The organism is Rhodococcus sp. B10 (assembly GCF_011770055.1).
GTDB lineage: Bacteria > Actinomycetota > Actinomycetes > Mycobacteriales > Mycobacteriaceae > Rhodococcoides > Rhodococcoides kyotonensis_B.
Genome location: NZ_JAAFYV010000113.1, coordinates 1 through 421 on the forward strand (window position 1 = coordinate 1; position 421 = coordinate 421).

Consider the following 421-nt stretch of genomic DNA (forward strand, 5'->3'; position numbering starts at 1 on the left):
CTCATGATCTGCAACAGATGCTGACCAACGCGGCGGGCGTTTTCTGGCTGGCTAAACCAGTTGCCAATCAGCAACGCCGGTTCGTGGCGTCGAATCAATGCCACCAGGGATTGAGTATCAAGAAATTTTTCCTGCACGAACTGGCCGAGATTTTCGCCAATCCGGTCTTTATTACGCGGGATAATCGCCGTATGGCGAGAAATGATCGGAATCGGCACGCGGCGTAACAGCGCCACCACCGCAAACCAGTCCGCCAGCGCGCCGACCATCGCCGCTTCAGCAATCCCCTTCACGCCGCTCACCCAAAAACTGGGCGGCAAAAACAGCGTAACGACAAAGGTAGCAGCGGCGATAAGCAGTAAAGAGAGCGCCAACCTTTTGGCGCGTCTGAGTTCGATGAGTTTATTCATAACGTTAAGAA

1 protein-coding gene is annotated in these 421 nt (G+C 54.2%); it reads right to left on the bottom strand.

Annotation, left to right across the window (positions count from 1 at the left end; translation table 11 throughout):
- A partial coding sequence (locus RhoFasB10_RS25905; RefSeq protein ID WP_206031390.1) for a DUF445 family protein occupies positions 1-421 on the bottom strand: 421 nt, incomplete at both ends.